This window comes from Brevibacillus sp. M2.1A, from assembly GCF_013284355.2.
Taxonomy (GTDB): Bacteria; Bacillota; Bacilli; order Brevibacillales; family Brevibacillaceae; genus Brevibacillus.
On sequence record NZ_JABSUY020000001.1, the window covers coordinates 1,263,592 to 1,288,393 of the forward strand.

25 protein-coding genes are annotated in these 24,802 nt (G+C 47.4%); 13 read left to right on the plus strand and 12 right to left on the minus strand.

Annotation, left to right across the window (positions count from 1 at the left end):
• The 9 genes from HP567_RS06240 to HP567_RS06280 all read right to left on the minus strand — a co-directional run bounded on the left by HP567_RS06240 (position 1) and on the right by HP567_RS06280 (position 11,164).
• The gene (locus HP567_RS06240; protein ID WP_173610651.1) at positions 1-420 is read right to left on the minus strand and encodes a hypothetical protein; all 420 of its coding nucleotides are present in this window, start codon (positions 418-420) and stop codon (positions 1-3) included.
• Positions 420-3,455: a M23 family metallopeptidase gene (locus tag HP567_RS06245; protein ID WP_173610650.1), complete on the minus strand. Its 3,036-nt coding sequence runs from the start codon at positions 3,453-3,455 to the stop codon at positions 420-422. Before HP567_RS06245 ends, HP567_RS06240 begins: the two co-directional genes overlap by 1 nt.
• A gap of 11 nt (positions 3,456-3,466) precedes the next feature.
• Positions 3,467-4,882, minus strand: a complete 1,416-nt coding sequence (locus tag HP567_RS06250) for a hypothetical protein (RefSeq protein ID WP_173610649.1) — start codon at positions 4,880-4,882, stop codon at positions 3,467-3,469.
• Between the two features lie 48 nt (positions 4,883-4,930).
• The gene (locus tag HP567_RS06255) at positions 4,931-5,545 is read right to left on the minus strand and encodes an S-layer homology domain-containing protein (RefSeq protein WP_229087930.1); all 615 of its coding nucleotides are present in this window, start codon (positions 5,543-5,545) and stop codon (positions 4,931-4,933) included.
• Positions 5,546-5,554: 9 nt separating this feature from the next.
• A complete protein-coding gene (locus tag HP567_RS06260; protein WP_173610648.1) occupies positions 5,555-8,818 on the minus strand; it encodes a hypothetical protein in 3,264 nt (1,087 codons plus the stop codon).
• 59 nt (positions 8,819-8,877) lie between these two features.
• A complete protein-coding gene (locus tag HP567_RS06265; RefSeq protein ID WP_229087933.1) occupies positions 8,878-9,108 on the minus strand; it encodes a hypothetical protein in 231 nt (76 codons plus the stop codon).
• Between the two features lie 98 nt (positions 9,109-9,206).
• Positions 9,207-9,611 carry a hypothetical protein gene (locus HP567_RS06270; RefSeq protein WP_173610647.1) on the minus strand — a complete coding sequence of 135 codons (405 nt, stop codon included), beginning with the start codon at positions 9,609-9,611 and terminating at the stop codon, positions 9,207-9,209.
• A gap of 168 nt (positions 9,612-9,779) precedes the next feature.
• The gene (locus HP567_RS06275; protein ID WP_173610646.1) at positions 9,780-10,634 is read right to left on the minus strand and encodes a hypothetical protein; all 855 of its coding nucleotides are present in this window, start codon (positions 10,632-10,634) and stop codon (positions 9,780-9,782) included.
• 98 nt (positions 10,635-10,732) lie between these two features.
• Positions 10,733-11,164 (minus strand): hypothetical protein, encoded by a 432-nt coding sequence (locus tag HP567_RS06280; RefSeq protein ID WP_173610645.1) that lies wholly within the window; start codon positions 11,162-11,164, stop codon positions 10,733-10,735.
• A gap of 134 nt (positions 11,165-11,298) precedes the next feature.
• Here HP567_RS06280 and HP567_RS06285 point away from each other — a divergent pair, with 134 nt between their 5' ends.
• The 13 genes from HP567_RS06285 to HP567_RS06345 all read left to right on the plus strand — a co-directional run bounded on the left by HP567_RS06285 (position 11,299) and on the right by HP567_RS06345 (position 20,823).
• Positions 11,299-11,553 (plus strand): hypothetical protein, encoded by a 255-nt coding sequence (locus tag HP567_RS06285; protein WP_173610644.1) that lies wholly within the window; start codon positions 11,299-11,301, stop codon positions 11,551-11,553.
• A 93-nt stretch (positions 11,554-11,646) separates the two neighbouring features.
• Entirely contained in the window at positions 11,647-11,907 is a 261-nt protein-coding gene (locus HP567_RS06290; protein ID WP_173610643.1) for a hypothetical protein, read from the plus strand.
• 89 nt (positions 11,908-11,996) lie between these two features.
• Complete coding sequence (locus HP567_RS06295) at positions 11,997-12,164, plus strand: hypothetical protein (protein ID WP_173610642.1); 168 nt, start codon at positions 11,997-11,999, stop codon at positions 12,162-12,164.
• Between the two features lie 314 nt (positions 12,165-12,478).
• Entirely contained in the window at positions 12,479-13,033 is a 555-nt protein-coding gene (locus tag HP567_RS06300; protein WP_047072266.1) for an RNA polymerase sigma factor, read from the plus strand.
• Between the two features lie 37 nt (positions 13,034-13,070).
• The gene (locus HP567_RS06305; protein WP_173610641.1) at positions 13,071-13,490 is read left to right on the plus strand and encodes a hypothetical protein; all 420 of its coding nucleotides are present in this window, start codon (positions 13,071-13,073) and stop codon (positions 13,488-13,490) included.
• Between the two features lie 4 nt (positions 13,491-13,494).
• A complete protein-coding gene (locus tag HP567_RS06310; protein ID WP_173610640.1) occupies positions 13,495-14,070 on the plus strand; it encodes a dTMP kinase in 576 nt (191 codons plus the stop codon).
• A complete protein-coding gene (locus HP567_RS06315; RefSeq protein ID WP_173610639.1) occupies positions 14,064-14,645 on the plus strand; it encodes a lytic transglycosylase domain-containing protein in 582 nt (193 codons plus the stop codon). Before HP567_RS06310 ends, HP567_RS06315 begins: the two co-directional genes overlap by 7 nt.
• 23 nt (positions 14,646-14,668) lie before the next feature.
• Positions 14,669-15,475: a sigma-70 family RNA polymerase sigma factor gene (locus HP567_RS06320; RefSeq protein ID WP_173610638.1), complete on the plus strand. Its 807-nt coding sequence runs from the start codon at positions 14,669-14,671 to the stop codon at positions 15,473-15,475.
• A 75-nt stretch (positions 15,476-15,550) separates the two neighbouring features.
• On the plus strand, positions 15,551-16,525 hold the full coding sequence (locus HP567_RS06325; protein ID WP_173610637.1) for an aldo/keto reductase: 975 nt from the start codon (positions 15,551-15,553) through the stop codon (positions 16,523-16,525).
• Positions 16,526-16,662: 137 nt separating this feature from the next.
• Positions 16,663-18,174 (plus strand): spore germination protein, encoded by a 1,512-nt coding sequence (locus HP567_RS06330; protein ID WP_173610636.1) that lies wholly within the window; start codon positions 16,663-16,665, stop codon positions 18,172-18,174.
• Between the two features lie 16 nt (positions 18,175-18,190).
• Positions 18,191-19,393, plus strand: a complete 1,203-nt coding sequence (locus HP567_RS06335; RefSeq protein ID WP_173610635.1) for a Ger(x)C family spore germination protein — start codon at positions 18,191-18,193, stop codon at positions 19,391-19,393.
• A 68-nt stretch (positions 19,394-19,461) separates the two neighbouring features.
• A complete protein-coding gene (locus tag HP567_RS06340) occupies positions 19,462-19,695 on the plus strand; it encodes a hypothetical protein (protein WP_173610634.1) in 234 nt (77 codons plus the stop codon).
• 36 nt (positions 19,696-19,731) lie between these two features.
• Positions 19,732-20,823 (plus strand): GerAB/ArcD/ProY family transporter, encoded by a 1,092-nt coding sequence (locus tag HP567_RS06345; protein WP_173610633.1) that lies wholly within the window; start codon positions 19,732-19,734, stop codon positions 20,821-20,823.
• Positions 20,824-20,869: 46 nt separating this feature from the next.
• Here HP567_RS06345 and HP567_RS06350 read toward each other — a convergent pair whose 3' ends face one another.
• From HP567_RS06350 to HP567_RS06360, 3 genes are all read right to left on the minus strand, one after another.
• On the minus strand, positions 20,870-22,369 hold the full coding sequence (locus HP567_RS06350) for an IMP dehydrogenase (RefSeq protein WP_173610632.1): 1,500 nt from the start codon (positions 22,367-22,369) through the stop codon (positions 20,870-20,872).
• Positions 22,370-22,648: 279 nt separating this feature from the next.
• Positions 22,649-24,058 (minus strand): sensor histidine kinase, encoded by a 1,410-nt coding sequence (locus HP567_RS06355; protein ID WP_173610631.1) that lies wholly within the window; start codon positions 24,056-24,058, stop codon positions 22,649-22,651.
• Positions 24,055-24,756: a response regulator transcription factor gene (locus HP567_RS06360; protein WP_173610630.1), complete on the minus strand. Its 702-nt coding sequence runs from the start codon at positions 24,754-24,756 to the stop codon at positions 24,055-24,057. The genes HP567_RS06355 and HP567_RS06360 overlap by 4 nt, the downstream gene beginning before the upstream one ends.
• Positions 24,757-24,802 lie beyond the last annotated feature (46 nt).

A 24,802-nucleotide genomic window follows, 5' to 3' on the forward strand; every position in this document is an offset into this window, starting at 1 on the left:
TCACCTCTCTTTCTCTATACGAAGGACATCGGTGCCAGTTAAGAGGCCCCTCGTATCATAGAGTAGACGGATCAGATAAGATCCTACCGTTTTTCCGTCAGGTGCGAAGCCCGCAGCGGTAACCGAGGTCAAGCGCCAAAGAGAATAGTACTCCCAGTCTGGATGGAGCTGATCGACTTCAAGCGGGAAGGTGGTCGTGTCTGTAGAGCCAAACGTGAGGGAAATATCCAGCATGTAGCCAGACTCATAGAATAGCTTTGCACCCGTGACCTTTTCCGGATCGAGGGGATGCTCTCGGATTAGACGTACAGAGGGTTCCTCGACGAACGGGTCTGCTGTGACTGTCGTGGTACGGTGGACTTCATCACGGATCAGATCGAGGATCGGATAAATCAAATAATCATTCGCAATCCCAGCCATTACACAATCGCCCCCTCGTTGTTGCTCCAAAATAAATCGAGGATTTGCATATAGCCGTTCTGCGCATCGAACATCGATCGGATTCCTTTGATGGTATACGCTTCTCGGGTGGTTGTATTAGAGTCGATAATGTAAATACGATCGAGGACATCCAAGGCAGGGTTGCCAGGGATGGAAATTTGCAGCGTACGGCACAAGCGTTTTATATCAAAAAATGTTCGTCGCGCGGCCTGTCGCTTTAATTCGTCTGTCTTCGCAGAGGGAACGTGCCTCACGCCTGTGCGGACCTCGCCTTTTAACTCCATCAAAATCTCGGTATCTACGAAATGACCAGCCTTATTTTCTTCGTCCAAAATGACAAGATGGCTCCTGCCACGGGAAAAATCGATCGTCTTATGAATCGTGATCAAATTATCGTGCTCCGTAAAAGTAGCCACAATCGGCCGATTCATATCAATCTCTTCCAAGCGATACGTGCCATAACGGTCACAATAGGAACGGAATTCTGTATCTTTCATGATTTCCGCGATGGCTTCTCCGACTTTGTATTGATACGATTCGAATTTGCGTCCGGGTGGCTCAATAAAAGGATTTTTCCAACCCTTTGGGGTCAAAATGGATTCGGCATCGACTTCCACAAATTCGCCCTCTTTATCGGGCACAGCCTTGAAAACCTTGCCTGTTGCCTGCGTCACGTGGGTATAGCTTGTCTCTTGTACAATGGCATAGGGGTAGTAAATGTCTTGCGGATTGCTACGCCAGCCGTACATTCCTGCATGGGCAATCAAGTCTTGTACAATGGCGGATTTGAGGTAGGCGGCTTTGGCAGTTGGTTCAGTTGGGACAGGTGCGGTACCCTCCCATTCAGGGATCGAATCAAACTCCGTGCTGGAACGGAACTTTTGATAGATTTGCCACACGCTGTTATACCAATTCGTATCACTCGCCCATTGGTAAGCCCCCTTGTCTCCTCCTTGCCAAAAATATTTGACGTCGTCGACTGATTGGAAGCGCCAGCCTTTGCTTGCCATGGCCTCCCGATAGCGAACGGCTCCGCGGTAGAGCTGTCGCTCGATCCCTTGGTATTGCGGATCGCATTTTTCACCGGTATAGCATCCATACCCGAGAATGAAGTCTCCTGGAGGCAGACCTTTCCCCAGCGTCCCCATTTTGGTTTCGTGCTCCGCAATGGCTAACAGAAATTTATAATCGAGCTCTGGACCCTGCTGCTTGGCCTGCTTTTTGGCCATCGAGATAATTTTGTCCCGACGAGACATCGAGGAAAAAACATTGGTATCATGTGCGGCAGAATGTCCGATGTCTGGGGGATATTGCTTGTCCTCAGTAATTACCTTGTTCAAAATCTTCTTGTACATATCGCGGCAGTAAATGGTCATGGTCGATTCCTCGCCATTTAAATCGAGCTTGTCGATCAGCCCAGTAAACACGCGCATTAAATTCAGGCCATAGCCCATGTAGATCCGAACAGGAGTATTTTCGGAGAGGACACCGACATGGAATCCATTCACAAAATAAGACCAGGGGGTTTCCTTGTAGGTTTCGGGAAAGTAAAACGGATTATAGTCCGGGCTGTAGTAGCCGTTCGGGTTTGAAATCGTGATTCGTGCCTCACAGGAATCCATTTCAAACTGGTCGTCCATTTCGATGTGGGTAATATTGTCCAGAGTTAGGGTGTCCATATAGACGAACTTTCCGACCTGGAGCGATACTTTTCGCGGCTGTCCAGGCATGAAGGTGCTCGTAATTTCCCGTTCCTCAAAAAACTCCTGCTGCACCGTCGGATCGACTTTGTCTTTGTTCCCGTACAGGTCGGGGCGCCCTTGCAATTCCTTGATCTGAATGTACTGGAGGGAAAAACGATTGACTTGTTTTCCATTCCAAAACAGCTCGATACGAATTTCCATTTCGCCATTGGGAAAGGGGATATCACGAATCTCTACGTTTTCTGTCCCGGAGAATTTGTTGACCTTGATTTGCATTTTTCCATTGAAAAAAACGCGCAGCTCGCCGGCACCTTCACCGAAGTTGGTGGAGAACCCCATGCTAAAAATGCCGGGGTGAACAGAGGTCAGCTTGAGATTCATGCCAGTCGTTACGGTTGGGGAGGGGAAGACGGTCTTGTACCCTTTGGGATCAAAGGTAAAGGTGAGATTGCTATGCTCCGTCGAGCTTCTCTCGATCATGGATAGCTTTTTGGTTAGCTCGTCTACTTTGTAGACAGATTTTGAGTGCCACGTATTATTGGTAAACCGTTCCTCAAAAAGAGTTGCTCCTGGCGTTCCAACATAGGTGGCATCGGTTGTGACTCCTGCACCGTTATTGGAAGAGGCAGCAAACAGATACTTCGAACCATTCATATAAGGAAACGGATCGATAACGGCTTTTCCATTCCAGACCTCAAAGTGCAGATGAGCTCCTCTTCCTTTGGAGCGGGGGGAATTGGGATCGTCATAGGTGCCCATGTCCGTAACGCCGGCAGAGCGGACGTCTCCTGTATTGCCGCTTTTCCCGATAATAGTGCCTTGCGTGACATAATCCCCTGTTTTGACGTGGATTTCGCTCATATGGGCGTAACGGGTCCATATGCCATCCGCATGCTGAATTTCTACGCGAAAGCCAAAGCTCGTATATTTTTCAGACACAGTCACTTTTGTTACTTTGCCAGCCCAGGCAGCTTTGATAGGTGTACCGACTGGACAAGCGATATCAATCCCTTTGTGGTTGCGGTTGTCGCCCATATAGGCTGTAATATCTCGGATGCTTTTGCCCTCAACAGGAAAGACAAAGGGGATCTTGGAGAGAGCAGTTCCCCCGTCTCCTGAACCATCTTGAATGATGGTGCGGGTCAATGTTTTCTCTTCCCGCGGATCACTCATAATGAAATCGAGTTCTTCGGTACGGCCTGGCACGAAGACGAGTCGATCTACCTCGACGCGGCACGAGGGCTTCGATAATTCTCCGAGTTTGAGTCTCTCGGAGAGAATTCTACGCAGCTCATTGGACATCGTTTGCATGAAAGCACCTCCTATTTAAACCGTTCCAGGGACCATTTTCGAAAGCGATTCAAAAAAGAGACGGCCTGTGCCCGGGTAAGTAGCGAGTAAGGCATAAACCATTTTTCTTTGTCTTCCGCGTTCGATGACGATACCTCGTACATATGGTTGACGACAGCCGCTCCATCGACGAAATTGTTGATCGCAATGCCTTCGATCAAGTAATCTCCGTTGCCAAACCGCTCGTCTTCCATAGAAAGGACGGATGGTGCCCACCAAGAAGGCTTGCTGCCAGTCATCCCACCGTTTAGCGCAATTTTTTCCCCGGTGTTGCTGTTGTACATATACTTTTCGCGCCCGACATCTTCAAAGCGGGTACTCGTCTCTTTGACGTAAAAGAAATGAACGTTTTTACCTGCCTCAAGCGGCATGTTGAACAGTACCGTATGATCATCAAATTCTTGATAATCGGAACTGCTCACCACTTTTCCATCCACTTTGATGGCAAGTTGCTTCTTACCTGCAGGATAAGTACCGTTCAGGCGAAAAACACGTTGCCCCTCGTATGCCGTATAGGATTCATCCAACCGCTGTGTGGGAGGCTGTGAATCCGTAAAGCGTTGGTAAAAAGAACGCCGAAGCCGGTCAATGAGCAGAAAAGCCTCTGCCCGATTGATGTAGGCATTGGGAAAGAAGCGGTCGTTTCTCCATACGCCAGGACTTTTCACCGAAAAATATCCGCCTCGCATAAACAGAGCGCCGTTTTCGTAGCTGTTGTAGATGAAGCGCACCTGTACGCCGTTTAAATTGTAAGGAAGATAAATCGTTGCACCCGGAGCGGGACTGACCATGTAGACATCTTGCTTGAGTCCGATATATTTTTTGGCGAGTTCTTGGGCAGGCGTCGATTTCCATTCCTCTTCTGGCACATCCATTCGCTTCAAGGAGCGACCATATGCGTACAAATACTCGTTGAATTGACGACTGAACGGATTGTAGAAATACGTGTCTCCGTTATCGAGGCGTTTGTTCGGGTAAGCAAAGGAAGAGGAGTTGGGGGGGATCGGTTTGCCAAAACGGTCCAAGGCAGGCTTGCCGAAGCTGGAAAAGGCGACAACCGAGTTGGCAGATGGTGCGTAATACAGCTCGACGTCCGTTTTGTTCGGGTCAGTTTGATTTGGCCGAATTTCTTTGAAAAGGGTTTGCGTGCCGTCAATATAGACAAAGAGGGGGTTATCTGCACCCGGTGTCAATTTGGCTGCGAGCGTAAAAACTTTTTGTCCGGTGGAGCCCTTTTGCTCCTCATACAGGTAAGGAGCATTGCTTTCAAAGGAGCCATAAGCAATTCCTTGAATGAACGGTTCTCCGTCAGCCATCAAGTAATTGCTGGCCTCCATTACTTCATTAAAAAACCAGTCTTTTTCATTCACATCAGCCCAGCTGATCATTTTCATCACCTCCTATATAGAGTAGACAGAAACCCGGAACAGCCTCAGCTATTCCCGAATCATCCGCTCTACCAGCCGCCTTGTCCGATTCAAAAAAGCAATAAACTCGGCACGCGTCACGAAATCATTGGGGCGGAAATAAATGACGGGCTTCCCATCTCGGGTAATGACCGTGATTAGCCCGAGATCGGCCATTTCCTCGATGTTTTTTTGCGCCCAATGTCCTTCAATATCTTGAAATTGAAAACGTGATTCGCGTTCGATGGAGTCTTTTTTGATGAGGATCAGATCGACGGTTACGCTGTAGCGCCGCCCTGCCTCAAGTACTTGGGGGGTAATAGATTCTGCGCTTCCAAGGAAAATACTTCCCTTTTCATCGTAAAACTTGTGGGTCCAGCCTGCGTAGCTCAAGTAATCGTTATACGATTCCTTGTCTGGAAAAAGCAAGGTCAATGAACACTGGTAGCTGCTAAAACCGGAGTGGTGGATGTGAGAGGGAGCGTTGATGATTTTGATTTCGCGCAAGGAAGGCTGGGGACTTGGCGGAGAATACGGCTCGATAAGTCGGGCGTTTACTTCTATGAACTCGAACCCTGTATCGACGAACAGCTTTTTTTTGTAGCGCTGATTGGCGGTGCCAAAGGCGTATTGTTGGGTCATCATTGTACCTCCTTACAATCTTGTGTAGCTCGAGGCGATGCCAGAGCGGACTTGTTGGCTTAATTCGGTAGAAAGGCTTGCTTGTGTATTGCGAACGGCTTCGCTGACGGTTGAGCCGAGGCGTTGAAGGTCAGCTTCCGTCCCGCTCATATTGGCGATGGTAATGTTCACATTGCTGTCGCCGCCATAGGTAAGGTCGTAGGTGCTATGTGTTGCATTTGCGGTTTGCATGCCCCAGTAGGTCAGCGGCTGCAAGCCGTCGGGCATGTTGAAGGTTCCTTTGGTGGGCCGCTTGGACATGTGCAGAGATACGAGATTGTCGTATTTGGCTTTTTCGAGGCCTTTTTTTAAGTTCTCGATGTCTTTCTTGAATGTCTCATTCATTTGGTTCCCGGACAAAAGGCGATCCAATTCAGAACTCGTCGCATCGAAAGTCTCATTGATACTGCGTAAATATTCTTCATCAAGCTTCTTTACTACTTCAGAATTTGCGCTGTGACCTGCCAAGATTGCTTTGTTTCTGTCGATCGAGTATTGAAGTTCTTTACTTTCCAGCTCAGAGCTCAGCTTGTCCTTCACGGAATTAATTTTTGTGCCGGAGGTATGGTTGTTTTTATCGAGGTTATTTTGGGCGATAGAAGCCTTTATATCAGCGATTACTGAGTCTACTACGTCAGAGGCATCTGAACCCTTAGGAATTTTAGCGAATACCTCTTCGAAAAAGGCTAAGTGTTCATTCCGTTTCGTATTAATACCACTGTAGTAATCATCATAAGCTTTCAGCATTTCTGGAGAATCTTCGGATTTACCTTGATTTCTTAGAGTAGCCTGCGTTCTCTCTAATTCGGATCTTAATTTGCCTTCCTCTAGAGAGAGGCTTTCCAGATGATGACCAACCACTTCTTTGCCAAGGTCGAGTGTTTTGACCTCTTCCCATGAAGTAATTGGGGTATTGTCGAGCTTGGAGCCGCTGTCATCGATATCGATAAGCAATGAGTTCTTGTTTTTTTCTTCTTTGTTTTTGTACGCAGCGCTGTATTTATCGAATTCGAGTTGAGCTTCCTTCTCGTCCAGCTGGAGGGTATTACCTAACTCATTTTTGAGGTCTTTGCCATCATATTTGTAAGCAGCTTCGAAAGCGTTATAGTAATCGCTAAATGAAGGAGTAGTGCCACCCAGTAAGTTGATCAAACCATCTCCAAGACCTGTAAGAAATGTCGTTGCAAAAAAAGCATGTTTTAAACCAGGAGGCATTTTGTCAATACTCACGAAGTCATCCACGAGGCCTTTTTGATTTTCCAACACTCTGCTTTGTCTCTGGGAATCGGACATAAACATAGGTTGCAGCCAATCTTTGTTAAGACTATCCACAAAATTTAGCGCCGTGATCCCAACGCCTACGAGACCTGCACCTTTTAACAATTTTCCGGCGTTTTTTAATCCTTTTCGCCATAGTGGTACTCTCTCGGGTGTATTATCGGGAGGCGTTGAATCTCGGTTTGCTCTCTCTCGCGTTTGGATTTCCCGTGTGGAGCCCGACTCATCCGTACCTTCCGCCGTTTCGTCTGATTCTTTCTTGTCGGCCTTCTTTTTTCCTTTCAAGAACTTTTCTCGTATCTTCGTCTTGAAATCCCCCGAGAACTCCTCAAAAGCGAGAGCAGCAACAGGAGCGAGTCTGCTAGCAGTAGAGGATGAACTGCTTGCGGCTGGAGCTGAGGAAGCAGCCTGAGGACCTGCTGCGGCAGTCGGAGGTTTGGGTACAGCCGTCGACAGTGCTTCTGTCAAATCCTTCAAGGCTTCTCGTGTTTTCTGGAGCTGTTTTTCCTGCTGTTTTAAGTCACTGGTCATGTTCTTGATTTGCTCATCAGTAGCAACGGACGTATCAGAGAGGGCACGCAGTCTCTCATCCAGCGAAGAGACGGCAGGAATCAAGGTGGTAATCGTGTTCTGCAAACCACCAAGTGCGCGCTGGACCAAAAGGATTCGACTTGTGAGCAAATGTGCCTGACGTTCTACATCGCGCATCTTCAGCCAGAGCAGATGCAACTGTTTCAGCAGCTTTTTCTCTTCTGCAATCAGTGCTTTTAACAATCTGTCATTGTACGGATACAAATCTTGTACCTTTTTCTGTTCCAACCTGTTGCGAATCAATCGAGTGCGGGCTGCCTGATAAGAAGACAGATTTTGCAATTGCCAAGACTGGATTTCCATTGCTTCTTGTGTAAAGGGAGAAGAGGATTGACCAAACAGTGCGGTAACGCGTTCTTGTCTTCGCTGCTCACTTCCTTCATGAAGATTGCGCCGGGCTTTGACGTAGGCGGCTTTTCCGCCGTATTGATCCGCATCCGCAGCATTTTTCAACAGTCGTACAGCGAGCGATAATTGGCTCTGGCTTTCTCTCATGCGCTGAAGGAGGTGGACCAAAAGAGTGGGAAAGCTACCGGGCTGATTTTTAAACATATCGAATGCTTCAAGGGAGGTTGCCTGCCAGATGGTTTGCATCCGGGTTTGGGGAGCAAGAGGGTCATCTGGTAACAGAGCTGCTTTCTCCCGAATATCGGCTACCGTTGCATGCGGATCATTTGATTGGCGAGAGGACGTATAGTAGGCTCTGGTTACTTCTTCAAGGCTGACGGCATGTGTTAGTGCAATATCCCGCAGGTCTTGTTTGACTCCTGATCGCAAGTATTCGCGCAAAGCAAGTGCTACTTCTTCCACTTGTTTTTGATCCGTCGTTCGTCCTGAAAGGCGTGCATGCGCCAAATCCATCATATTTGTATCTTTGAATAAAAAATTGCGCTCTGCCTTTTTTAACAGGCGGTTCAAAGATTTCGCTGACTCCCAATTTTCGATATCCATAGAGGTGATAAGCGTGTGAAGGCCGCTGCTCATCATGTTTTGCAACACATCTACGGCAGCCTCTTCCCATGCTTGTGGATGGAGGGTGCTTCTCGTGCCGTATGCTTTTTCCGTTCTTTTAACGGGAGCATCAGGAACAGTAGCAAAGCGGAACGGGGAAATGGCTCCTGTGCTTACGGACAGCCGGGAAGCAGAAGCAGCATGGAAAACTGGCTGAGACTCGTACTTACGGGAAAAGCTGAGCGGCTTCGACTCAATGTCGCGTATCATCTGGCGTAATTCATACAGTTGCTGATTGATTGCTTGAAAAAAGGGGGTTGCTTGCTCCGCTCGAAATGCGGATGCCGACGGCCCTACAGAACTCCGTGCAGCACTCGTTATGGAGCGGAGGGCATCGGTCAATCGTTGGGTTTCCATGAATATCACCTTCCTCAAAAGAAAAATCCCGTTCTGGTCTTAGAATAGACAGAAACGGGTTATAGACCACCTAACACTTTGCCAAGTACGGCAATATCGTCTTCGGAAATTTCCTGATAGTCTTGCGAACTAGATGCATGGGGAGAACTGGAAGTAGAATTCGTACCCTTTCTTCTCAAGAAAGGAAAACCCATGCGTGTTTCTACCTCAAATTGAATGTATTTGTTCACTCTCTTCATTAATTCTGCTACTTGGGGAAGGGTGTACTCCCAAATATCCCATTTCTTCAAACCACAGTCCTTATGGAGATGAAAAAATAGGTCGCCCCAATCAAGTGGCTCACCAGATTCCGTATCGCGAATGGTGGAACTGTCACCCTCGCCACTCTCTACTTTTTTAAGCCGTTTAGACCAATGAGAACGTTAATAAGCTTTTTGGCCGTCTCCAAATCACAATGTTCATCCAAGTACTCACGAGTAACCGTAGGGTAGTTGCGAAAGCCCAGAAGCAGGATATCGAATAAGTCTTCTTCCTTGTTTTCATACGGGAGAAAATTAAGGATAATCGCGTCGATATGAATGGTTCCTAGCTTTTTCATCAGGAGGCGGGCGTCTTTTAAGGTCACAGGCGGAATCCGGTAGGTTTTGCCGTCACGCAGCATGATTTCACTATCATCTTCAAAGAAAATAGCCTCTACCAGATCAGCCTCCTGCTGTTTTTTGATCCGCTCTACAGCTTCCTGGTTCATCATCTCTGCGTGTTTTTTTTCCAGATCTTCTTGGTGGTTTAGCACGGAAGAATCCCTCCTTGAACAATAGTAGATTGTATTTGTTAAATATATCTACTTGCTAAAATGCGTTGTCGTTCGCTATGATTCGTTGTAAGTTATTCCCTTTAAAAAAAGGAAGGCAAGAGCGAAGAGCCCGGAGCTCTCCACTCAGCCTGATTACCCTCGAAAGAGTTACACTTTTTTGGTCGATACGAAGCGTTTCACACTGCCTAGCTTGCCATCTGCCCGCTCTGGATCAATAACGGACAAGGAAATAGCGGAAGTACTGGCTGTGGAGCGGGCCGCATCGATCGAGAAGCTGCCTTTTGCCATGCAGGAGAACAGCTCTGTCTCAATGCCTGCATAGGTTCCATCCTTTTGCAGGAAGGAGCCGTGATGGACGACATGAACCGGGAATGGCACTTCATCCATCAAAATGTCGACGACGTCTACGGTTTCGGTTCGCTGATAGTTGAATACCACATCTTCATTAAGCAGGGCTGGGGAGAAGATAAGACGCGTTTTATTTTCACTGCCATCCTGGAATGTATCCACCATGAATTCGTCAGCTTTTGGAGCAGCAGACGTGCTCAAGTTTACTTGCTTCAACAGGCGATTGCTATTTTTCAGACGAACAGCAAATCCGCCACCGTTGAAGAGCTTGCCGCCAAACTCGACTTCACAAACACCAGCGTCACTACCAGCGGAAGCTGTGCGATCCAGACTGCCAGCAGTAACTGCTTTTTGCTCACCCAGTACATACACATAGTCGCTCTTTTGCTCTTGCAGCTTGGAGCCCATCATCAGCTCGAGAGCCGCCAGATCAAATTTGGCATCCGTTGCGGTAATCTCAATGCTTTTGGATTTGACGAGAGTGTCAATGGCGAAGAGCCCATCGCCGCCAAAGATATCCTCCATTTCAACATTCATGTCAATTTTCAGGTCCTGCATATTACCAAGTGTAATGACTTCGACGCCATTTCCATCTTTGGAAGCGCGTTTGGCAAGAAATTGACCGACACCTTTGATAATCATTTTTTTAGACAATGAAAGTCACTCCTTCTAGATAGGGGATTTGGTTGCTGTATCGTGTGAAAAGGGAACCGCGATCAGCTTGTCATAGGATAGACGGGGTTTTGAAATGTCTAACAAACTTGCAAAGTAAACTTCGTGATCAGTGTGAAACAGTACGCAGAGGAATGATCCGTATCGGATTCCTGCTGGGAGACAACATAGGTGTCCAAACCTTCTATTCCATTCATCGATAAGCTTTTGCCGTCTAAGAGATGGAAAAGATGGTTCGCGATTTGATGCGCCAGCTCGATATCGCCAGCCGTGATCACATCTAATCGGAAAAAGCTGGTGAGAAGGAGGGGATTATCGGTGTCGCGCTTTCCAGAGGTTGCGTAGAAGGAAAGGAGAGGCTTCGCAACATCAGATAGCGGAGCGAGTTTTCTTCGCTTGATAATCTGCTTGGACAGGGAGTCCTTGTCTTCGGAAGCAATTCCGAGTAATGCGAGCAATTGGCTATCCGTAGAAAGTAATTCATAGAGATGATGATAGAGGTCGACAACCATGAATGATTCACCCCCTTTTGATGGGAATTTTTTGGAACAAAATGTGCTCCTTCTACGTTCATAGGTTAGACAGATGGGGAAGATGTCTCCCTTGGAATACATATTCGGTCGTAAATAGCCAGGAGGTCATAACATTGAGAAGTGATAGGATACAAATCGTCATTCAACAAACGAAGGAAAAACTTTCTGCGAAGGCACTGGAAGATCATGAAGCCGTTGTCGGGATTATGGCGATGGCCAAAAACTTCATGATAAATGAAGAAAGTGTGCGTCACATTATTCACGAGGTTTTTGATGGAGATAAGGAACGGATGGCAAAGGCATTGACAGTAGCCAGCCATTTGATAGATGAAAGTTTGATACAAAAAATCATCTCAGATGTAAAGTAAGCCCGTCCACAGCGGGCTTTTTCTTTTTATAGGGAGATAACTCATTCGAAACTGTCTATTCTATTTCAAACAAATAAGAATCGAGGGATAAGAATGAGAGATTCCAAAAAAGCCATATTGTATGTCGTAATTATTGCTGCATTAGCTGAGTTTCTACTAGGAGAGGATATCGATCGCGAAGGCTGGGAGGAGCTCAGTGACGCACTTGGCATGTTGGGAATGGATCTGAATGAGGTTTTCTCAGAAAATGATTCCTTGCTGCTTGGACTTCAAAAAGTTTGTCAGGAATTTGGGAAGATGAATATCACAGAGGAAATGATAGAGGAATTATACGTAGAGGACCAGCTGGAATAAACGGCTGGTTTTTTTATTTCAAAATCCGCTTAATACATCGCTAATCGCTTCGTATAGATTCGACAACAGGCAAAAGGAGGGGAGAAACCATGTACTATCAGATTAGTTTTTCGGCAGATGGAGAGCAGGTGCAGGTCATGAAATATATGTCGACCCAAGACACACCTATAGCCGTTTTGGAAGAGTTCTTTCGCGAGCATGTTCAAATGAATCCTGAGTCCTTAAAAGGAATTGGGATCGTCAGGATCGGTGGGTAGTATGGCCTGCCAGGGATGTGATTATGAAAAAGCCTGCCAAAAGAAAATGACAGTCAATGACATCGTGTTGTCAGCAAAGGAACAGGATGTCGTGCCCATGACTTGTCGTTGTGTGGTTCATGACATTTGCCGCGATTGCCAATGGTACATCAAGCGCCAGTGTGCTTCATGGAAGATTTTGAATGGAAAAGTATTCACGGCTGGTACCTTGCAAACTTGTCCGAAAAAAGTTTTAAAAACGGGTTGCTAAAACCTTCCTCCCATTACCTAGTGTGATAGAGCAACTGTGAATAGGAGCATGAGGAGGGAAGTACATGACAGATCAACTTCACCAGATGGACGAGTTATTTTTTGCAGGGAAAGTCGATGATTTTTTACAGAAGGCAAAGGAAAACTGTGAAGCCAAACTGACCGGAATGACGTTTGCTGGAATGACCCACGATGATGTCGTTCAGGAGGTTCTCTTAAAGGTGTATCGCACGATGAAGGATTACGACCAGGAAAAAGCCAGAGTGACTACCTTTGTCGATCACGTGATTACGAATAAAATTCGCGACTGCTTGCGAAAAGCCGGCACGCAAAAAAACCTGACAAACAGTAATGCAGTTCTTGTTTCGGATGGAGATGAGAATGAAGAGGAAACGATGATCAGCCGTATTGCTGCTCCGATTGAGGAGTTTCGATATGAGGAAGTTGAGATGATGATCGACATCATGGAGTATATGAAGCTGTCCACGCGAGACAAGCTGATTCTCCAGATGAGAAGCGAAGGCTATTACCATGAGGAAATTGGCCAAAGATTCAATATCAGCAAGGAAAGAGTGTGTCAAATCATCAAGGCGATTTTAAAGCAGTACGGTGAGCTGTGAACATACACAAATAATCGATGAAAAGGAATGATCCAGCATGGCAGTTTTGTTGAAAAAGATGAATGAGGAATTGACCGAGGAGCTCTCCCATCAGGTCATTGGAAAATACGTACACGTTCCGACCAATATGCATACAACGCCTACAGTCGAAGGTGGAGAGGACGAGGTAAATATTTGGTTCGGCGGTTGCGTAGCGGGCATTGAAAAAGCAGTCATTGCCTTCGATTACGAAAAGCAGGAGTTTCGTGAGGAGCCGTTGACCTACACTAACTTTTTGCTGACAGACGGTATGGGATACACGGTGAATCGACTCCATTCCGAGATTTATGAGATTACAAAGGAAGAATTCGAGCAAATGCTAGCGGATCATCTGGCTACTCAGGCTGCTGAGCTTGAAGCAGAGAAAAAGCTTCGTGAAGCAGCAGAGGAAATCACGACAAATGAGGAGACGATGTAGTGCCATGAGACAACCCACGATTGTCGCTTTCGAAGGAATTGACGCCAACGCGAAGGAAGCCCAAGCGGCGTTACTGGAAGAAAATTTGAGATGCCTCGGATATAAGGTGAAAAGAGTATCGTTTCCGCGTTTAGATACCCCAATCGGAGCAGTCATTGGCATGTGGCTTCGCTGCGAAATTGAGCTGGATGAGAAAGCAGTAGGAAAGCTTTTTGAAGCGGATTTTTTGGACTATCAGCGAGAAATGGCGAGGATTTCGAAGGAAAACGTTGATTTTATCATCATTGATCATTACGAACTGTCCAATTATTACTACTTCTATATAAAGGATACTCCCCTTTCCTGGTACGCCACGATGAGTGATTTGACAAAGCGACCTGATGCAACCTTTTTTCTGCGAACCGAAGTAGATGCGAATCATGCCACGCTGCTAAAGGTGCAGGAAGCCTATCTTTCCCTGGCCCATGCTTCGCGCCGATCGGTTTATACGCTGGATACAGCAATCGGAGTGGAGAGAATGCAGAAAAACATTCTCCAAGCAGTCCATCAGGTACATCTGAAAAAGCGAGTTACGTGCTAACAAAGTTATTCGGCATTGTTGCCGCAGTGTTCATTCCCGTCAATGCTGTACTGCCAGCCGTAGAAAAAGGACTGTCGGAGGTTCATCCTGTGATGAAATTGGCCATGGACACAAATAGGCAGTTGCATAGAAAAAAGGAGCTTTCAACCGTAATCACACAGGTTGCACCGAGACTTGATAAAGCAACAGTCGAGCTTTATACAGAAACGATTTTGGGATTATCCAATCAATACGAAATAGATCCGGTTTTGATCATGGCGATGATCTGGCAGGAAAGCCGTTTTCAGCACGACGCGATCTCCGGCAAGGGAGCAAGAGGATTATTACAAGTCATGCCACGCACTGGAAGCTCGCTGGGAGTTCACCCTGATGACCTGTTTGATCCCGTGATCAATCTACAAACAGGTATCAAATATTTAGATCTCTTGCAAAAGAAATATGGAAATCTTCGTTTAAGTATCATCGCCTATAACCAAGGCCAGGGAAATGTCGACCGAAATCGTTATCACGACGGCTACTATACAAAAGTCATGACCCATTACAAAAAAATGAACGGCTTATTAAGAGAATCATAGCAGGTAGGCTGGGAGGAGGTATTATGAGTGAGCATGCTGTGTTCGTAAAACAGAGATTGGGCAAGAAAAAAGAACAATACTCCTTGTATAACATGGAGAATATTCGCCGCTGCAAGGAAGACAGTGAGTTTCTTGGTGACGTTATACTCGCAAATGAAGAGCTCATTTGGCATTCTGTGCACAAATATATCGGAAAGCCTGAGACATTAGTGAAGCAATATTGCTTGGAAAAAGCGGATATCTTGCAATTGGGGAGAATGGGAATTATCAAGGCAATCAAAGCCTTTGATATCGCAAGAGGCGTGAAGTTTTCGTCCTTTGCAGTCATAACGATTGTGAGGGAGATCAACTGCTTTTTGCGAGATAGCGGAAATATTGTACGGCCGACTAGAACGGCAACAACGATTCTCCAGCACATCAGTAAAATAGAAGCAGACCTGGGATATCTCCCTACCATAGAGGAATTGTCCGTACTGTTGGGTGAAAATGTGGAGCAGATCAAAAAAGCGCTGGATGTCGGGAGACCTGTGAAGTATTTACAAGAGCCATACTTGAAGTCATCCGCCTCAAGCCATGAAGCTGCCACCGCTATGGACGTCTTGAAGGACGAAGGAAGAGACGTGGAAGAGTACGTGCTGGACAAGCTATTTGTTACCGCTTTGCTTGCGCAACTGCAAAATCAAATCTCATCAAAAGAGTGGCAAGTCCTGCAACTAAGGATGGCAGGCTACAATCAGACGCAAACAGCAGATTTTTTAAATGTATCCCAAATGTGTGTATCAAGAACTATGAAAAAAATACAGAATATTTCGAAAAATAAACTTTCCTAATCTTATTTTTCAATCCCCACCCAAATAGGAGATAATGAAAGAGCACTCCTATTATGAAAAGAGGTCGATCACAATATGAAATACTACCGACTCGGTGACAGTGGATTGAAGGTATCGGCATTGGGATTAGGCACGAACTCATTCGGAGGGCGTGCGGATGAGCAAACGTCTGTAAGCATCATTCATACCGCAATCGAAAACGGGATTACCTTTATTGATACGGCAAATATTTACACACAAACAGAATCGGAGCGAATCATCGGGCTTGCGTTAGAAGGGAAGCGGCACGAGGTCGTTTTGGCGACGAAGGCTGGTTTGGTAAAAGGCGAAGGACCGAATCAGAGAGGTTCATCACGCTATCACCTGATGCTGGAGCTGGAGAACAGCTTGAAGCGTTTGCGCACCGATTATGTGGACTTATATCAAATTCATACGTTTGATCCAGAGACACCTTTGGAAGAAACACTCCGCGCACTAGATGACATGGTTCGATCAGGGAAAGTGCGTTACATCGGGGCCTCCAACTATGCAGCATGGGAATTGATGAAGGCAATTGGCATCAGTCAGCGGGAAGGGCTGAATCGATACGTATCAACGCAGGTCAGCTACTCGTTGGCAGATCGGACACCGGAGCGTGAACTCGTACCGCTTTGTCTTGACCAAGGGGTGGGGATCATTCCGTACTTCCCGCTTGCTGGCGGAATTTTGACAGGCAAATATACCTCCGCAGAACAGGCCCCCGCTGGTTCGCGGGCGGACAAGGAGCCGCGCTTCGTCCGGTTGTTAAGTGAGGACAAGCTGGAGTTTGGACGCAAAATCAGTCAGGTCGCGGCGGAGCTCGGTGTATCCTCCAGTGTGCTGTCTTTGGCTTGGCTCATGCACAAACCGGCTGTCTCTTCGGTGATCGTGGGGGCGACCAATGCAGGGCAGCTTACGGATAATTTGCAAAGTGCAGCGTTGACACTGGATGAAGCGACCTTGGCAGAGCTGGACCGATTGAGTGACACGTATCGATACGGGGAACCATTTGCCGTATATCGTTTGCCGTAACAATGGTGACAGTTAACGACTAACATGCCCAGTCCCAAAGCCTCCTTAAAATAGGGGGCTTTTTTGCGTTTCAGCATAGACCCCGGAGCCATGAGGGATAGTAAACATATCCCGAACTGGAAAAAGAGTGATTCGAAATGATTGATACAGAAAAAAAATCTGCGCTTTTTCATTGCTCGTTGGACGAAAATCTGGAAAAGGTGAAGAAAGAGCTGGGCAACAGCACGGATCTTGTGACGCGGCAAGTGCGTCTGAAAGCAATCGATCAGGTTGTAGTAGGGATTTTGTACACCGAGGGTCTGGTCGATAAAAATATGATTAGCAGCTTCATGGAATCTCTTATGCTCCATGCAAAAAAGATGGACATCCCTGCGGAAACCGAGTGCAAAGAAAGATCATTAATACTAATGAAGGATTTCCTGCTGACGATCGGTGGAGTGGAAGAGGTCTATGACTTTGACCACTTGTATGATGCGATATTGACGGGGGATACCGTTATTTTGGTAGATGGATATTCCTACGGCTTTATCGCAAATACGAAGCAGTGGGAAGACCGTGGTGTTCAGGAGACTTCCGTGCAAACGGTGGTTCGGGGTTCCAGAGAAGCGTTTTCGGAAAACCTCCGAACCAATACAGCTTTGGTGCGCAGGCGGATCAATAATCGCAATCTTTGGTTGGAGACCATGCAGATTGGGGACATGACACAGACCAAAGTCGCCATGATGTATATAAAAGGAGTCGTGCAGGACAGCGTAGTGGCAGAAGTGAAAGAGCGGTTGGGGAAGATCGAGATCGACGGTATTTTGGAGAGCGGGAACATTGAAGAAATGATTCAGGATCATACCTTTACTCCGTTTCCGACCATCTACAATACAGAGCGTCCAGACTCGGTGGCAGCCGGGCTGCTGGAAGGCCGCGTTGCCATTTTGGTGGACGGTACACCGATGGTTTTGTTGGTACCAGCTGTCTTTGTCCAATTCTTCCAGTCTCCAGAGGACTATTACATGCGTGCAGATTTTGGGATCCTGCGCATTTTGCGGTTTATTTCTTTCTTTATCGCTTTGCTTGGTCCATCCATTTATGTTGCGATTACCACCTTTCATCAGGAAATGCTGCAAACCAACCTGCTCATGAGTATAGCAGCCCAGCGTGAAGGCGTACCATTCCCTGCTGCAGTCGAGGCGCTGTTGATGGAGTTTACCTTTGAAATGTTGCGAGAGGCAGGAGTGCGCATGCCGAGGGCGGTTGGATCAGCAATATCCATCGTGGGAGCACTCGTGCTGGGGGAAGCGGCTGTGCAGGCAGGACTGGTTTCACCCGCTACGGTCATCGTCGTTTCCATTACGGCAATCACCAGCTTTGTCTTCCCTTCCTTTTCCATGTCCATTCCGATTCGACTGTTGCGGTTTGGTTTGATAGCACTTGCCGCCAGCTTTGGTTTTATCGGCATATTTGTGGGGATGATCGCCTTGTGCATTCACCTAAGCACCTTGCGCTCGTTTGGTGTCCCGTATATGGCTCCGCTGGCCCCCGTGAATCTGGCCGATCAAAAGGATACGCTGCTTCGGATTCCGATCTGGATGATGCATACGCGTCCTCATTTTTTGCGCCAGAAAAACAGCGTCAGAGAACGAAAAAGTAAAATATAGACGAGGGGGAGACGGCATGAAACGAAAAGGGGTGTTCCTCCTGGCTCTGACTCTTCTCGTTTTATTGACAGGCTGCTGGAACCGCAGAGAATTGAATGATTTGGCGATCGTCATGGGGACTGGTATCGACAAGATTGACGGAGAGTACGTGATTTCCGCCCAAATCGTCAATCCGGGAGGGGTAGCGTCAAAGGAGGGCGGGGGGATGAACCAATCATCTGTTGCGACTTACAGCATGCGGGCATCTAGTATTTTTGAGGGAATCCGGAAAATGACAACGGTAACCCCGAGAAGGCTTTACTTTTCTCATATCCAAGTGCTGGTTTTGGGGGAGCAGATAGCAAAAGAAGGGGCAAAGGAAGTGCTGGATTTGTTGTTTCGCGATCATGAGGTCCGGCCTGATTTTTATGTCATTTTGGCCAAGGACGCGACAGCCCTGCAAATTCTCAGCATGATTGATCCACTGGAAAAAATCCCGGCGACGAAGCTCTATAAAAGCTTGGAAACAGCAGAGAGTGCCTGGGGATCGATTGTCTCCATTCAATTGGATGAATTTATTGCGGATTTGCTACGGGACGGGATCGAGCCAGTGTTGGTAGGCGTTAATTTGAAAGGGAAGGTACATATGGGGACTTCTGGGGCCAATTCCCAAAAGGAAAGCCAGTCATCGCTGTTGAGGTATCACGAAATCGGTGTCTTCAAAGGAGACAAGCTGCGGGGTTGGTTTAACGAAGAGGAAAGCATCGGATTCAGCTACATCACAGACAGAGTGGACAGTACCGTAGAAGAAATTCCTTGTGATAAAAACAATAAAATTGTCATTGAGATCATCCGAAGCAAAACAACTGTCAGCGGCAAGGCGGAAAAAGGCAAACCACAGGTGGAAGTGAGTATTTCCGCAGAAGGCAATGTGGGCGAGGTAGCATGCAGCAACGATTTGTCCGATCCCAAAACCATCTACAAATTGGAAGCTGACGTAGAAAAGCAGATCAGAGACAAAACCTTGCGCGCCATCCATAAAGCGCAAAAGCAATACAGATCAGATGTTTTTGGATTTGGGCAGTCGATCTACCAAAATGACCCCAAAGGGTGGGAAAAGGTGAAAGAGGATTGGGATTCTCAATTCGCCAACCTGAAAGTGAAGATCAAAACAGATGTGAAGATCAGGCGGTCAGGAAAAGTGGGCAATTCGTTTATTCCTTTCATGAAAAAGGAGTAGAGCATAACTTTTTCCATCCATGGAAATGGTAAAGGTAATCCTGCGAAAAAGTAGGTGCACGGCATAGCATGTGGACCGTTATATTGATTTTGCTGATCAGCCTGCTCATTGCCCTCTTTGAGGTGCCTTATTTGAGAAGGAACGCGATGAAAAAGGAAATGCTGGTTTTCTTCATTTTGCTTGTAGTTGGAACGGGACTTGGGATAGCCGAATCGCTTAAGGCGAATATTCCGAACCCGTTGGACTGGATCACATTTGTCTATAAACCATTCAGCGACTTCATTTTGGGAACTGTGGAATGAAGCAGTAGCCAGCAGCGAGGCGGGGAGCGAGAGGAATTGATAGACAACGGTCATATTAGCGCAAGGCAATTCATGATACTCGTGGCGCTTTTCGGGATTGGTGATGCGATTTTGTACGTACCATCCCTTACTGCTACCGCTGCCAAACAAGATGCCTGGATCTCCGCCCTCATCGGGTGGGGGGAAGGCTTTCTTTTAACCTACTTGTATGTTTCGCTGAGTATGCGGTATCCGAACAAGTCGATCTATCAGTACAGCGAGGAAATATTGGGGAAGTGGATGGGGAAAGCGGTGGCTGTTTTGTTCATCACCTACTTCTTCATCGACGCTTCGCTCATGCTGATGGAGATTGGCGATTTTGTCACGACGCAGATTATGCAGGAGACCCCGATTGAAATTATTCTTGTCCTTTTTTTGGGGATCATCGTAATGGGAGTCCGCAGTGGGCCAGAAGCCTTTTCTAGGGTGGGTGAGCTGTTGTTTCCGTATTTTCTGTTGCTTTTTTTTGTCTTGATTGCATTTATCTCCCCCCAGATCAAAATTGAAAATGTGAAGCCTGTGCTTGCGCATGGAATCGCTCCAGTTATCGGGGGGAACTTCCGATACATGGGTTATTTGCTGGAAACGGTCATTCTGATTGTGATGTTTCCCTTGGTAAAACGGCCAGCGCGAGCGGCCAAAGCCTATATCTTAGGCATCCTTTTCACAAATTTCTGCCTGGCGATGATTACTTCTGTGGCAATCTTGGTTTTAGGCGCCGATATTACTGTGCTGCTCGCCTACCCAAGCTACACACTTGCGCAAAAAATCAGTATCGGTAATTTTTTGGAGCGAATAGAAGTGTTGATGGCCGTCATCTGGTTTATCACGCTCTTTGTCAAAATTACCGTTTGCTATTATGCGACAAGCTGTGGAATCGCGTATACAGTTGGGTTGCGAGATTACCGCCAATTGACACTGCCACTGGGGATGATCATGATTGTGGTAGCATTGGCGACGATGCCTAACCGCGCTTATTTTGATACTTTCGTTTCAGAAATTTGGATGCCGTATTCCTTGACGTACGGTTTGTTCTTGCCCGTTCTCTTACTGAGTGTGGGTGCCCTAAGAAAAAAACCAGCCTGCTAGCACTGTGAGCTGCAGACTGGTTTTTTGTGATTATGCGTCGATTATCTTACTCTGCAGCCATGCTGCTTTCTTTCAAGATTACGTCATGTGCGCCGCCTTCTACCAAGCTGGTAGCAGAGATGACGGTGATCCGAGCTTTTTGCTGAAGCTCTGAGATGGAGAGCGACCCGCAATTGCACATGGTCGATTTGATTTTGCTCAAGGTACGGTCCATGTTCTCGCGCAGGCTTCCCGCGTATGGTACGTAGGAGTCTACGCCTTCTTCAAAGACGAGACTGCTTTTGCCGCCAGTGTCGTAGCGTTGCCAGTTGCGAGCGCGGTTGGAGCCTTCTCCCCAGTATTCTTTCACGAAGTTGTTGCCGATCTTCACTTTTTTGGTCGGGCTTTCGTCGAAGCGAGCGAAGTAACGGCCCAGCATGACAAAGTCTGCACCCATAGCCAAAGCCAGTGTCACGTGGTAGTCGTGTACGATTCCGCCATCGGAGCAGAGTGGAACGTAAATGCCTGTTTCCTTGAAGTATTCGTCGCGAGCTGCTGCCACTTCAATCAGGGAAGAGGCTTGGCCACGTCCGATTCCCTTTTGTTCGCGGGTAATGCAGATGGAGCCGCCGCCAATCCCTACTTTGATGAAATCTGCGCCAGATTCCACGAGGTAGCGGAAGCCTTCCTTATCGACGACGTTCCCTGCACCGATCGGAACATTGAAGTTTTCTTTTACATATTGAACCGTCTCACGCTGCCATTCGCTGAAGCCGTCGGAGGAGTCGATGACCAGAATATCAACGCCTGCTTCCACCAACGCAGGGACGCGCTCTTTGTAGTCCTTTGTATTGATACCGGCACCTACGATATAGCTCTTGTTCGCGTCCAAGAGGGACAGTGGATTGTTTTTGCGGGAATCGTAGTCCTTGCGGAAAACAAGGAAGTCGAGATTTTGGTTTTCGTCTACGATTGGCAAGCAGTTGAGCTTGTGCTCCCAGATCAGGTCGTTGGCTTCGGAAAGCGTGATGCCGGATTTGCCATAGATCAGCTTCGAGAATGGTGTCATGATGTCGCTGACGAGTTTGTCCTGAGAGTCACGGCTGATGCGATAGTCGCGACCCGTTACGATTCCGAGCAGCTTGCCTTTTGCCGTACCGTCTTCCGTAATGGCAACGGTGGAGTGGCCTGTCGCCTCTTTCAATTCCAAAATGTCTTTCAGCGTATGGCTTGGTGTCAGGTTGGAGCGGCTAACGACGAAACCAGCCTTATAGCCCTTTGCTTTGCGAACCATGGTCGCTTGGCTCTCGATGGATTGGGAGCCAAAAATAAACGAAATACCGCCACATCTAGCCAATGCGACCGCCATATGATGGTCGGAAACTGCTTGCATGACTGCGGATGAGAACGGTATGTTTAGTGAGATGGCAGGCTTTTCACCTTTTTTATACTTAGTAATCGGAGTGGATAAGTCTACATTATTCGGTGTGCATTCTTTTGTGGTGAGATTTGGCAACAGCAAAAACTCATTAAACGTCCGAGATGGTTCTGTGTAATAAAAAGCCACGATTCTCTCCTCCTAGGTGAAGTTAGTCTCCATTTTTTGAACTGCCTCTTTATTAGAGAAATTTTTACCATGGTAACCGTGAAGTTCGACAACGTCAATAGGGAATCGTTAGCAGGAGTAATTTCTTTACTAAAATTGTGAACACAGGCTTTCATGTCTTTGACGAAGCCTATGTAGAAATCGGGAACGATGAGAAGCTCAGATTTGTCACGGTATCTTCCTGCGCTTTTATCGAATGTCTCCTTTAGAATAGAAAAGAGAGGACAAAGCCCCCTCTTATCAGTTCAATCTGCCTTTAAACTCAACAGGTACGATCATCGTAAAGCAAGGCCCATCTGGATCGTTGCGGGCATCAATCGTCCCCTTATGTGCTTCCAATACGGCACGGGCAATCGCGAGTCCAAGTCCATGCTTGCCCGACTTTCCTTTGCGGAAACGCTGGAACAAATTCGGCAGCAGCGCCTCCTCAATGGGGGGGCCATCATTGGAAATCGTGACGACGACGCTTTTTCCTGCATGTCTCCCTGTGATGGTTAGTCGGCTTTTGGCGTAGCGCAGTTGATTTTCCATGATATTGACTAACGCAGTGCTCAATTGCTCGCCGTCTCCCTCCACGATCAAGTCGTCTGCCAGATTTAACTCCCACTCGATTTGTGGATTGAGCACAGAGAGCCGTTGCTTCAACAGGTGCATCATCTCTGACAGGTCGACCCGGTCGACTTGCATCATTTGAGAGACAGACTCGATCTTCGTGATATACAAGAGCTGACCGACAACCTTTTCGAGGCGCTTGCTCTCCTCCATGATGATGGAAAGCCCTTTTTCTGCCTGCGGGCCTTGAAAGACGCCTTCGATGAGTCCTTGCGTGTATCCTTGAATCGCCATGATCGGTGTTTTGAGCTCATGGGAAATATTTTGGACAAAATGCTGCTGCGACTCGTCGTATTCCTTCAGTTGGTTTTTCATCATATCGAATGAGCGGGCGAGTTGTCCGATCTCGTCCCCGCGATCCATCGCAAGCGGGATATCAAACTGCCGACGAGCGATCTTTTTGCACAGCTCCTCCAGTGTGCGGAGCGGTCTGCTCAAATACCCGCTAAACCACACGGCCAAAAGCCAGCTTACGAGCAGCAGCAGACCAAACACCAGCAAAAACTGACGAGTCAAAATCGAATTGATCTGGTTGAGCTCCTGCTCCTTGGAGAAGAGCACCATGTAGTAGGGGAAGCCGTGGTAATCCATTTTTTTGCTGACAAACAAATAGTTCTCGGCTCCACGGTCCAGCGAACCATGCTGGAGCTTGTTGCTTGGGTACGAGGCGGCTTGCTGGAACAACTCCCTGGCATCCTCATACGGAATGCGGCCATTGCTTCGGCTGCCCAGCTCTCGTCCGTTCTCAGCATAGACGATCATATCAAAGGAGTACTCATAGCGCTGGAGCAAGAGCTGTAAAAAGTAAGGGGCCGCAGCCGGAACAGGCAGCAGCTCATTATGCTCATTGAAGGAGATATGCTGCGATAAAGTGTAAAACTCTTCTTCCAAGAGCGAGTAAGTGTTGGACACCAGATACTGTTTGACAGCCATCGGATACCCGATGCCAAGGCCAACCCCGAGGACGCTTGTCAGGATCATGAATAAAATAAGGATTTGCCTGGAAATCGGCAGGTTTTTTAGCCGGAATTTGCTCATATACGCGTCATTCGGTAGCCGAAGCCATAGACCGTCTCCAATGGAAACTTGGGCATTTTCTTGCGGATGCGCTTGACCAAGTCATCGACAGCCCTGTCTGAGCCGATGTAGTCTTCCCCCCAGATGGAGGTTAGAATCTGCTCACGATTCAAGGCCAGACCTTGATTGTGCAATAGGTAGATGATGAGCTCGAATTCTTTGGTGGTTAAATCAATGAGCTCGTCGCCTTCTTTTACTTGTCTGCCTTTTTCTGAGATGATATAAGGATCGACGGTTACCCAATCTTGGAAAGTTTGGGTTGAGGAAGCAGCGGCACCAGGCTTCTCATAGGTACGCTGGAGCAGCTTTTTCGCGCGGATGACCAGTTCGCGAGGGAGAAATGGCTTCGCCAAGTAGTCGTCGCTGCCTAATTCCAATCCGATGATTTTATCGACATCCTGATCGCGAGCGGAGATGAAGATGATGGGTACATTCGACTTTTCGCGGATAAGACGCAAGAGCTCATAGCCGTCGATGTCGGGCATCATGATGTCCAATATCCACAAATGTGGCTGTGTTTCTTGATCAAGTAACGGCAAGACGTCCTTGCCGCTAGAAAACGCTTTCACCTGCAATCCGGCACTTTGCAAATACGACTGCAAGAGCTCCAACAGGTTCGTTTCATCGTCCACCAGATAGACGAGGTAGGGGGTATTCATAGCTTTCGGCCTCGCTTTGCATCTGTTTTATATCAGTATTGTAGCA

Excerpts from the sequence above, each read along its gene's own strand:
- HP567_RS06300 (WP_047072266.1), top strand. The coding sequence starts at position 12,479 with ATGACAGATCAACTTCACCAGATGGACGAGTTATTTTTTGCAGGGAAA.
- HP567_RS06295 (WP_173610642.1), top strand. The coding sequence starts at position 11,997 with ATGTACTATCAGATTAGTTTTTCGGCAGATGGAGAGCAGGTGCAGGTC.
- HP567_RS06355 (WP_173610631.1), bottom strand. The coding sequence starts at position 24,058 with ATGAGCAAATTCCGGCTAAAAAACCTGCCGATTTCCAGGCAAATCCTT.
- HP567_RS06305 (WP_173610641.1), top strand. The coding sequence starts at position 13,071 with ATGGCAGTTTTGTTGAAAAAGATGAATGAGGAATTGACCGAGGAGCTC.
- HP567_RS06320 (WP_173610638.1), top strand. The coding sequence starts at position 14,669 with ATGAGTGAGCATGCTGTGTTCGTAAAACAGAGATTGGGCAAGAAAAAA.
- HP567_RS06325 (WP_173610637.1), top strand. The coding sequence starts at position 15,551 with ATGAAATACTACCGACTCGGTGACAGTGGATTGAAGGTATCGGCATTG.
- HP567_RS06335 (WP_173610635.1), top strand. The coding sequence starts at position 18,191 with ATGAAACGAAAAGGGGTGTTCCTCCTGGCTCTGACTCTTCTCGTTTTA.
- HP567_RS06260 (WP_173610648.1), bottom strand. The coding sequence starts at position 8,818 with ATGGAAACCCAACGATTGACCGATGCCCTCCGCTCCATAACGAGTGCT.
- HP567_RS06245 (WP_173610650.1), bottom strand. The coding sequence starts at position 3,455 with ATGCAAACGATGTCCAATGAGCTGCGTAGAATTCTCTCCGAGAGACTC.
- HP567_RS06240 (WP_173610651.1), bottom strand. The coding sequence starts at position 420 with ATGGCTGGGATTGCGAATGATTATTTGATTTATCCGATCCTCGATCTG.
- HP567_RS06330 (WP_173610636.1), top strand. The coding sequence starts at position 16,663 with ATGATTGATACAGAAAAAAAATCTGCGCTTTTTCATTGCTCGTTGGAC.
- HP567_RS06290 (WP_173610643.1), top strand. The coding sequence starts at position 11,647 with ATGAGAGATTCCAAAAAAGCCATATTGTATGTCGTAATTATTGCTGCA.
- HP567_RS06340 (WP_173610634.1), top strand. The coding sequence starts at position 19,462 with ATGTGGACCGTTATATTGATTTTGCTGATCAGCCTGCTCATTGCCCTC.
- HP567_RS06255 (WP_229087930.1), bottom strand. The coding sequence starts at position 5,545 with ATGATGACCCAACAATACGCCTTTGGCACCGCCAATCAGCGCTACAAA.
- HP567_RS06280 (WP_173610645.1), bottom strand. The coding sequence starts at position 11,164 with ATGGTTGTCGACCTCTATCATCATCTCTATGAATTACTTTCTACGGAT.
- HP567_RS06360 (WP_173610630.1), bottom strand. The coding sequence starts at position 24,756 with ATGAATACCCCCTACCTCGTCTATCTGGTGGACGATGAAACGAACCTG.
- HP567_RS06310 (WP_173610640.1), top strand. The coding sequence starts at position 13,495 with ATGAGACAACCCACGATTGTCGCTTTCGAAGGAATTGACGCCAACGCG.
- HP567_RS06250 (WP_173610649.1), bottom strand. The coding sequence starts at position 4,882 with ATGATCAGCTGGGCTGATGTGAATGAAAAAGACTGGTTTTTTAATGAA.